This is a genomic window from Kocuria sp. HSID17590, assembly GCF_003989485.1.
GTDB classification, from domain to species: Bacteria; Actinomycetota; Actinomycetes; order Actinomycetales; family Micrococcaceae; genus Kocuria; species Kocuria salsicia.
Genome location: NZ_RBMB01000056.1, coordinates 1 through 8,544, shown reverse-complemented (window position 1 = coordinate 8,544; position 8,544 = coordinate 1). Strand labels below are relative to the sequence as shown.

Here is an 8,544-nt window from a genome sequence, read left to right as displayed (position 1 = left end):
ACAACCACGACCGCCGGCATTCATCGCTCGGCTACCTCGCACCCGTCGACTACGCTCGGCAATGCACCCATCAATCGGAAACCGACGACTCGCACAGCGACCGGACCGAATGAAGGGGGCGGCCCAGACGGGCCGAGACGGATCGCGAACCACGCGACGGTGGCCGGTTCCTCCTCAACGAGCCCTCGCCCGATGCCGAGGAATTCCTGGACCTCGTCTTCCTTGCCGGGCAGGGCCTCCAGCCTGACAAGCAGTCCCTTGGTCACGCTCATGACATCACCTCTTCCTGGGTCGAATTGCTCGCAAATTGCGTCACGATTGTATCGCAGAACACAGGCAGGTCATCGGGCGAGCGGCTGGTGATCAGGTTCCCGTCCACCACGACGTCCTGGTCGACGACGTCAGCACCGGCGTTGCGCAGGTCCGTGCGGATGCTCGGGAAGGACGTCAAGGTGCGGCCTTCGACCACACCGGCCTCGATCAGCGTCCACGGCCCGTGACAGATCGCCGCAACGGGCTTACCGCTTTCGACGACCTCGCGGACGAAGGAGACTGCGTCGGGGTCAACCCGGAGGTGGTCGGGGTTCACCGTGCCGCCCGGGAGAAGCAGGGCGTCATAGTGGGTGACAGAGGCGTCCGCGACCAACCCGTCAACGGTGAACGTGCCTGCTGCATCCAGATCGTTCTCACGCGTCTGAATCTCACCGTCATGGATCGACAGCACCTCGGTCTGTGCGCCGGCCCGCTCCAGTGCCTCGCGGGGCTGTTCGAGCTCGACTCGCTCGACCCCGTCCGCGGCGAGGATGGCGACTCTCATGCCCTATAGCGTCTCGGACATATCAGCTCGCCTTCTTCTCCGTCGACATCCCGGGCTTGATGAGGACCTTCGTCCAACCCTTGGACCTGGCGTCGAAGTTCTTGTAGGCATCGGCGGCCTGGTCCAGCGAGATCTCGTGGGAGACGATCCACGAGGGGGTCGCCTTGCCGGCGGCGATCAAGTCCCGCAGCTGGCGGTTGTACCGCTTGACCGGGGCCTGACCGCTACCCATGGTCTGACCCGTGAACCAATGCGTGCCGAAGTCGATGGCCGCCTTTCCCTGCTTGGCGCAGGTCATCCTTGCTTCCGGGGCCCTGGGGGACGAACACGCCGACGGTGCCGATTCGTCCGGTGAAGCGCACCGCGTTGATGAGCATGTTCAGGGTAGCGGCCGTGTCTTCGTTTCCCTGGGGATCGTGGGCCTGGTAACCCACGCATTCGCAGCCCCGGTCGGCTCCCAGCCCCATCGTCTCGTCGAGAACGGTTTGCACGGGATCGACCTTGGAGTCATCGATGGCGATCGCGCCGATCTGCTCGGCCAACGCGAGCCGGTCAGGGTGACGATCGACCACCATCACCTTCGCGGCGCCCTTGATCATCGCGAACAGGGCGGCCATCAGCCCGACCAGACCCGCCCCGGCGATAACAACACTGTCGCCCGGGATCACGCCGGCCATCTCGGTGGCGTGGTAGCCGGTGGGGAAGATGTCGGAGAGCATGACGTAGTCGTTCTCCTTCTCCTCCGCATCTTCGCCCAGGCGCAGCGCGTTGTGATCACCGAAAGGCACCCGGAGCAGTTCCGCTTGGCCACCGCCGTACGGGTCCATTGCGGCGAACCCGTAGGCCGCACCGGCGGTCGACGGGTCAGGTTGCGTCGTCAGGCAATAGTTCGTGAGCCCGCGTTCGCAGTTCTTACAGAATCCGCACGAGATATTGAACGGCAGCACAACCCGGTCTCCGACCCTGACCTTCTCCACGCCACTACCGACCTCGACGACCTCCCCCATGTTCTCGTGGCCGAACGGGTCTGCTGCACGGATAGGTGACAGGTAGCAGTCCCGAATCCCGTCATGGGTCCATGGTGCAAGCCGCCAACAACTGGCCGAGCGACCATGGTGCCGCCGTCACGTGTCCTTCTAGCGCGGTGGGATGGCTACCACAACGACATCCCACTTCCCTGGCTGCGCGCCCTCGTGGCCGTCGTGACGGCGGCTCCGATCGCGTTCACCGACCTGGCCTGGCGCGGCTTCATCGGCTGGCCGCTGCTGGTGACGCTGCTCCTGGTGGTGAGCGGCGGGATCCGGCGCGGTCAGCAACGGAGGAACACCCACCGGATCTGAGGCCCGCGGAACGCCCCGTGCTTCGCGGTAGCGCATCGCCCCTGCCGAGTCCGGGCACAGCACGAGCGGCGCCCCCGGTCCCCCGGGAGCGCGGCTCGCGTCCGTTCCGATGCCAGACCTCGAGAGTCCGGGGTCAGCAGCCGGTCCGCCCTGGAGCGCCAGGCGCCCGCGACCCGCAGGCCGCCGGGCGGCAGGCATGACGCCGCCCGGTCACCGCACCATCTCGTCCACCACCCGCTGCATGGACTGGCTGTGGTTGCCGAAGCGGTGCATGGTGATGGACACGGCCTGCTCGGCCAGCATGTACATCATCTCCACGCGCCCGGTGCCCACCACGTCCTCGGTGATCAGGGCGATGTCCGGGTGCTCGGCGCGCACCGTGTAGAGGTCCTTGAGGTCCTCCTCGGAGCCGTCCCACGGGGAGATCACGCGGACGCGGGCGCCGTGGCGGACGTCGAGGGCGTCGTCGTCCAGGGCGCGCAAGTCCGAGAGCTGACCCAGCGGGCCCAGGGAGCCGGTGCCCAGGGCGTGCGCGAACTCGGCGTCGGACGCCGGGTTCAGTACCGTGGCGAACAGCCCGTTCACGGCTGCGGGGAGCGCGTCCGCGGCGCTGAGGACCACCTGCGAACCCGAGCGCACGGCCGCGAGGCCCACGCGCAGGACGTCCGTGAGGGACGCACCCTCCTGGGCGCGCACCACCACGGTGCGGGGGCGGTAGCGGAACAGGTTGGCCTCGCTGCGCAGGGCGGTGGGGTCCTTGACCTGGCCGAACTCGCGCTGCCACTCGGACTGGTCCGACTGCGCGGCGCGGCGCAGCCACACGAGGTCCTCGTCCGAGATCAGCGGGGTCACGGCGTCCAGCGCGCGGTGCACGCGCGGATCGAGGACCCACGCACCGGCCGCACCCCGGTCCGTGCTGGAGTCCGAGAACCCGGCGCGCTTCCAGCGGCCCAGCGACGCCAGGTAGTTGGGGCCACCCGCCTTCGCGCCGAGACCCACGGAGGAGCGCTTCCAACCACCGAACGGCTGGCGCTGCACGATCGCACCGGTGATCCCGCGGTTCACGTAGAGGTTGCCGGCCTGCACGGAGTCGATCCAGCGCAGGATCTCGTCCGCGTCCAGGGAGTGGATGCCCGCGGTGAGCCCGTAGTCCGTGGCGTTCTGCAGCTCCACGGCCTCCTCGAGGCTGTCCGCGGACATGAGCCCCAGGACGGGGCCGAAGCACTCCGTGAGGTGGAAGAAGGACCCGGGCTTCACGCCCGTGCGGATCCCGGGCCGCCACAGCCGCCCGGAGTCGTCCAGCTGCTTGGGCTCGATGAGCCACTCCTCGCCCGGCTCCAGCTTGGTGAGCCCGCGCAGGAGCTTGTCCGAGGGCTGCTCCACGGTGGGGCCCACGGTGGCCTGCAGGTTCACGGGCCAGTCCACCACCATGGAGGAGGCGGCGTCCACGAGCTGGCGGCGGAACCGCTCGGACGTGGCCACGGAGCCCACCAGGATGCCGAGCGACGCCGCGGAGCACTTCTGCCCCGCGTGCCCGAAGGCGCTGGAGACGAGGTCCCACACCGCCTGGTCCCGGTCCGCGCTGGGGGTGATCACCAGGGCGTTCTTGCCGGAGGTCTCCGCGGTGAGCGGGCGCTCCGGGTCCCACGAGGCGAACAGCTGCGCGGTCTCGTACGCGCCGGTGAGCACCACGCGCTCCACGTCCGGGTGGGAGATCAGCGTCTTGCCGGCCTCGCCCTCCACGGCGTCCACGAGCTGCAGCACGTCGCGCGGCACACCGGCCTCCCACAGCGCCTCGCACACCGCGGTGGAGCAGCGGCGGGACTCGGGGGACGGCTTGTGGATCACGGCCGAGCCGGTGGCCAGGGGCGCCACGGTGGTGCCCGTGGGGATGGCCAGCGGGAAGTTCCACGGCGGGGTCACCACGGTCACGGCGTGCGGCACGAAGTCCCCGCCGTCCACGAACTCCAGCTCCAGGGCCCGGCGGGCGTAGTAGCGGCAGAAGTCCACGGCCTCGGAGACCTCGGGGTCCGCCTGCTCCAGCACCTTGCCGGTCTCGGCACCCGCCACGGCCATGAGGTGGCCGCGGCGCGCGGCGAGGATGTCCGCGGCGCGGTTGAGGATCTCGGCGCGCTCACGGGCGGGGGTGGCTGCCCAGTGCTTGCCGGCGGCCTTGGCGGTGGCCACGACGTCGTTCACGGCCTGCACCGCCTCGTCCGAGTCCTGGTCCATGTCCATGTCCATCAGCAGCTCGGGCACGGCCACGGAGGCGTACCACTCGCTGCTGCCGATCTTCTCGGCCAGGCCCCCGGCCCAGCGCTGGTTGGCGGGCACGGAGACGTCCGTGTCCGGCTCGTTGCGGAACGGCTCGTCCAGCGGGAGGGTGGCCTGCTCCCCCGCGGTCTCCGTGGTGCGGTCCTGCACGCGGCGCGGACCCGGGGCCTGCGGCTCTGTCTCCAGCTCGGCGAGCGCGGCCCGGAAGCGGCCCTCCTCGCGCTGGAACACCCAGTTGTCCGGACCCAGCTCGAAGATCCCGGACATGAAGTTCTCGTTCGCGGAGTTCTCCTCGAGGCGGCGCACCAGGTAGGACACGGCGACGTCGAACTCCGCGGGCTTCACGGCCGGCACGTACAGCAGCAGCTGGCCCACGTCCGTGGACACGGCCTCGCTCTGGGAGGTGGCCATGCCCTGGAGCATCTCGAACTCGATGCGGTCGGTGACGCCGCGCTGCCCGGCCAGCAGGTGGGCGAAGGCGATGTCGAAGAGGTTGTGACCGGCCACGCCCAGCCGCATGCCCTTCATGCGCTCGGGCTGGAACAGCCAGGTGAGCACGCGCTTGTAGTTGGTGTCCGTGGCCTGTTTGGACTCCGTGGTGGCCAGCGGCCAGCCGTGCATTTCCGCGTCCACGTTCTCCATGGCGAGGTTCGCGCCCTTGACCAGGCGGACCTTGATCTGTGCGCCGCCGTCCGCGACGCGCTGCCCGGACCACTCGGAGAGCCGCTGGATGGCGCCGAGGGCGTCCGGGAGATAGGCCTGGATGACGATGCCGGCCTCGAGGTTCTTCAGCTGGGGCTTGTTCAGCAGCCGCTGGAACACCTCGATGGTCAGTTCGAGGTCCGAGTAGACCTCCATGTCCAGGTTGATGAACATCTTGCCGGTGCCCTTGGTGGCGGCCGTTTCATACAGCGGCAGCAGGCGCTCGACGACGCGCTCGGCGGTGCGTTCGAAGCCCCAGTGGGACAGCTGCGGCACCACGGAGGAAACCTTCAGGGAGACGTAGTCCACATCCTCGCGGCGCAACAGGCCCTCGGCGTCCGCGAGGTGCTTCTTCGCCTCGTCCTCGCCGAGCACCTCCTCGCCCAGGAGGTTGATGTTCAGCCGGTGACCGTGCTGCTTGAGGCCCTTCACGGACTTGCCGAACGGGCCCGGGCGGGCGTCCACGACCATGTGGCCGACCATCTGACGCAGACGGGTGCGCGCCGCGGGGACCACCACGGAGGGCAGCGCGCCGGAGAGCACGACGCCCGCCTGGATCTGGGCCCGGTCCGCGGCCGGCATGGACTGCGGGGTCAGCTTGGCGATGTCCTGCAGCGCCTTTGCCGCAGCCTTCGTGTCCTCCGTGCGGATCACGCGGTCCACGAAACCCACCGTGAACTCCAGCCCGTTGGGGTCCTGCAGCACGGCGGCGAGGCGGTCCTCGGCAGGGTTCTTCTGCCTGCTCTTGCGCTCGTTGTCCTGAGCCTTCTGCAGCCACGTGCGCACGAGATCCACGGCGGGATCTGCGAGCGAATGGGGATCGGATCCGGTATTGACGGTGCGTGCCATTGCAGCGCCTCCAAGAGTCTCGGCCCGGGGAAGGTGCCGAGGCATTCCCTCGGCCACCAGCCAAGTCTCACCGGGCCCGGCGTGGCTGGTCTCACCACGCTACCGTGGCGCGCGGCGTCGCGAGTAATCACCCTCACGGCGGCCTGCAACACACCTCACGCTTCGCACGCCGCGGACGCGCACGACGCCGCCCGCGCATCTCCCCGGCCCGTCGTCCGGCAGCGGGCCACGCGGCGTCGTCGACCCCGGCGGCGCGCCCTGGAACCACCGCGCTCAGCCGAGCTCCGCCTGCAGAATGTCGATCACGCGGATCAGGTGCAGGTGCGCCTCGGCCTGCGGGAAGTTGCCCGTGGCGCGGTGCTGGGACGGCGAGTAGGTGGAGGCCAGCAGACCCAGATCGTTGGCCGTGGAGAGCACGAGATCCGTGACCCGCACGGCCTCCTGCGTGTGCCCGCACATGGCCAGCTGCTCCGCGAGCTGCAGCGTGGCGGAGATGGACGGGGCGGACTGCCCCGCGAAGCCGTCCTGGCCGATCGAGGACGCGAACGCCTCGGCGTCGTCCAGGTCCGTGAGCTGCGGCAGGTTGCGGTAACGGTGCAGCAGCCCCGAGCTATCGGTGAGCTCGGTGCGGATGCGTTCCACGGTGCCGAGCATGCGCTCGTCGTCGTAGGCCACGAAACCCACCATGGGCAGCTGCAGCAGGGAGGCGTCCACGTCCGTGGAGCCGTAGTACTGCACGAACGAGCCCACCTGGGGGTCGTAGCCGCTGGTCCAGATCTCGTGCGCGAGCTGGTCGCGGTGCTCCTCCCAGGTCTCCACGTCCCCGGGCAGGCCGTGGATGCGCACGGCGTCCACACCTGCCTGCATGGCGGCCCACATCATCACGCGCGAGTGCGTGTAGTACTGGGGCTCGCCGCGCATCTCCCAGATTCCCTGGTCCTTCTCCTCGTAGTTGGCCACTACGGCGCGCAGCAGCGCCTGCTGCAGCGGCCACGAGAGGTGGTCCTCCTGCACACCGCGCCGGCGCAGCATCTCGAACGCGCGCAGCACGTGCCCGGCCACGTCCGACTGGTAGTGGCTGCCGGAGGAGTTGCCGTCGCGCACGGGCCGCGAGCGCTCGTAGCCCGGCAGGTCCACCAGGCGCTCACGGATCTGGGGTGAGCCGTCCAGGGTGTAGATGTTGGAGGGGTTGTTGACGTCCCCGGCCACCGCGCGCAGCAGCCAGTTGCGCAGCTGGGCGGCCTCGCGGTCGTGGCCGTGGTCCAGCATGACCTCCAGCGCGGACGCGGCATCCCGGGGCCACGAGAGCCGGTGGTCCCAGTTGCGCTCCGCACCCACGACCTCCGGCAGTGACGTGGTGGGGGCGCCGATCAGCCCGCCCGTGGCCTGGTGCATCAGTCCGCGCACCACCAGCAGGCTGCGCCGGACGAGGTCCGCGGGCTCGTCGTCCGTGGCCGTGAGCGTGAACCCGCCCAGGGCGGCGCCCTCGTGGTGGGGGCGGTCCCCGTGACGACCCACGTCCCGTGCCGAGGGGCGCTCGGAGGTGTCGAGGTCCCCGGCGCCCGCACCGAAGGCGTGCAGCGCGGGCGGCTGCTCGTCCGGGTCCGTGTGGTTCATGGCCGCGGGATCCGTGAGGGGGTCGTAGGGCTCGTAGCGCTCTGTCCACTCCTGCCACAGGTTCACGGTGGCCGTCAGCGTCTCGTTCACGTCCACCGCCTCCGGGGGCACGCCGTGGGACGGGAACCACGTGAGCGTGAAGTCCCGGGTCTGACCGGCCGCCACCGTGAACGAGCCCGCGTGGCGGCGCTTGGTCTTGTCCGGATCCGCCTCCGGCAGCGGATCGCCGTGGAAGACCACGGAGTCCGGACCGGCCATGCCCACCAGCACGGACTCGGCCTCGGCGTCCTCCGACTCGTCCTCGAGCACGTCGAAGCGGCTCAGCCACGGCACGGACGAGCCGTAGTTGAAGCGCAGCCGGAGGTCCTGGAACATCTCCACCTCACCCGTGAGGCCCTCCACCCGGCGGATCAGCTCGGTGCGGGCGTTGAGCGGCATGAAGTCCGTGACGCGCACCGTGCCGGTGTCCGTGGACCACACCGTGTGCAGCACGAACGTGTTCTCCGCGTAGAAGCGCTCCACCGCGATCACACCGGGCAGGGACATGTCCACCGCGGCGTCGTCGTCCACCGCGCAGTACGGCGCGAGCAGCCAGCGTCCGTGGTCCGGGGTGCCCAACAAAGCCGCGAACAGTGCCGGGGAGTCGAAGCGCGGCACGCACCACCAGTCCACCGACCCGTGCCGGGAGACCAGCGGCCCGCTGCGCATGTTGGACAGCAGGGCGTAGTCCTCGATCTTTGAAGCCATGCCCCCAGAATCTCACAAACGCGCGGGCGGCTCACCTCGCACGGGACACTGGCCGTGCGGCCGATGTGGGCTGAACCGTCCCAGGTTCTCGGCCGCTTCTATGCGGGGAGCGGCTCTGGGTTGAGGGCCGCGTAGTAGGCCGCCTCGAACTCGTCGGGGCTGACCATTCCGAGGCTACCGTGGAGCCTGCGGTGGTTG

Annotated in this window: 6 protein-coding genes and 1 pseudogene; 1 reads left to right on the top strand and 6 read right to left on the bottom strand. The window is 69.7% G+C overall.

Annotated elements, in window-relative coordinates; translation table 11 throughout:
• Positions 1-104: 104 nt before the first annotated feature.
• The 4 genes and pseudogenes from D8M39_RS13075 to D8M39_RS12120 form a co-directional block, all read right to left on the bottom strand.
• Positions 105-272, bottom strand: a pseudogene (locus tag D8M39_RS13075) (antibiotic biosynthesis monooxygenase); the annotation flags it as partial.
• Complete coding sequence (locus D8M39_RS12125) at positions 269-817, bottom strand: type 1 glutamine amidotransferase domain-containing protein (RefSeq protein WP_202975512.1); 549 nt, start codon at positions 815-817, stop codon at positions 269-271. The gene D8M39_RS12125 and the pseudogene D8M39_RS13075, both read right to left, overlap by 4 nt.
• 22 nt (positions 818-839) lie before the next feature.
• A complete protein-coding gene (locus D8M39_RS13070; protein ID WP_238694084.1) occupies positions 840-1,049 on the bottom strand; it encodes a hypothetical protein in 210 nt (69 codons plus the stop codon).
• Entirely contained in the window at positions 1,042-1,794 is a 753-nt protein-coding gene (locus tag D8M39_RS12120; protein WP_238694083.1) for a zinc-binding dehydrogenase, read from the bottom strand. Before D8M39_RS12120 ends, D8M39_RS13070 begins: the two co-directional genes overlap by 8 nt.
• Positions 1,795-2,019: 225 nt before the next feature.
• On the opposite strand from D8M39_RS12120, the gene D8M39_RS12115 reads away from it, so the two are divergent.
• Entirely contained in the window at positions 2,020-2,157 is a 138-nt protein-coding gene (locus tag D8M39_RS12115; protein ID WP_238694082.1) for a hypothetical protein, read from the top strand.
• A gap of 210 nt (positions 2,158-2,367) precedes the next feature.
• Here the strand turns inward: D8M39_RS12115 and D8M39_RS12110 are convergent, their stop codons facing one another.
• Positions 2,368-5,982: a bifunctional proline dehydrogenase/L-glutamate gamma-semialdehyde dehydrogenase gene (locus D8M39_RS12110; RefSeq protein ID WP_126875099.1), complete on the bottom strand. Its 3,615-nt coding sequence runs from the start codon at positions 5,980-5,982 to the stop codon at positions 2,368-2,370.
• A 273-nt stretch (positions 5,983-6,255) separates the two neighbouring features.
• Positions 6,256-8,346 (bottom strand): glycoside hydrolase family 15 protein, encoded by a 2,091-nt coding sequence (locus D8M39_RS12105; protein WP_055086531.1) that lies wholly within the window; start codon positions 8,344-8,346, stop codon positions 6,256-6,258.
• Positions 8,347-8,544 lie beyond the last annotated feature (198 nt).

Bases quoted from the DNA above. Each gene is read 5' to 3' on its own strand.
- D8M39_RS13070 (WP_238694084.1), bottom strand. From the start codon at position 1,049: ATGGGTAGCGGTCAGGCCCCGGTCAAGCGGTACAACCGCCAGCTGCGG.
- D8M39_RS12110 (WP_126875099.1), bottom strand. From the start codon at position 5,982: ATGGCACGCACCGTCAATACCGGATCCGATCCCCATTCGCTCGCAGAT.
- D8M39_RS12105 (WP_055086531.1), bottom strand. From the start codon at position 8,346: ATGGCTTCAAAGATCGAGGACTACGCCCTGCTGTCCAACATGCGCAGC.
- D8M39_RS12125 (WP_202975512.1), bottom strand. From the start codon at position 817: ATGAGAGTCGCCATCCTCGCCGCGGACGGGGTCGAGCGAGTCGAGCTC.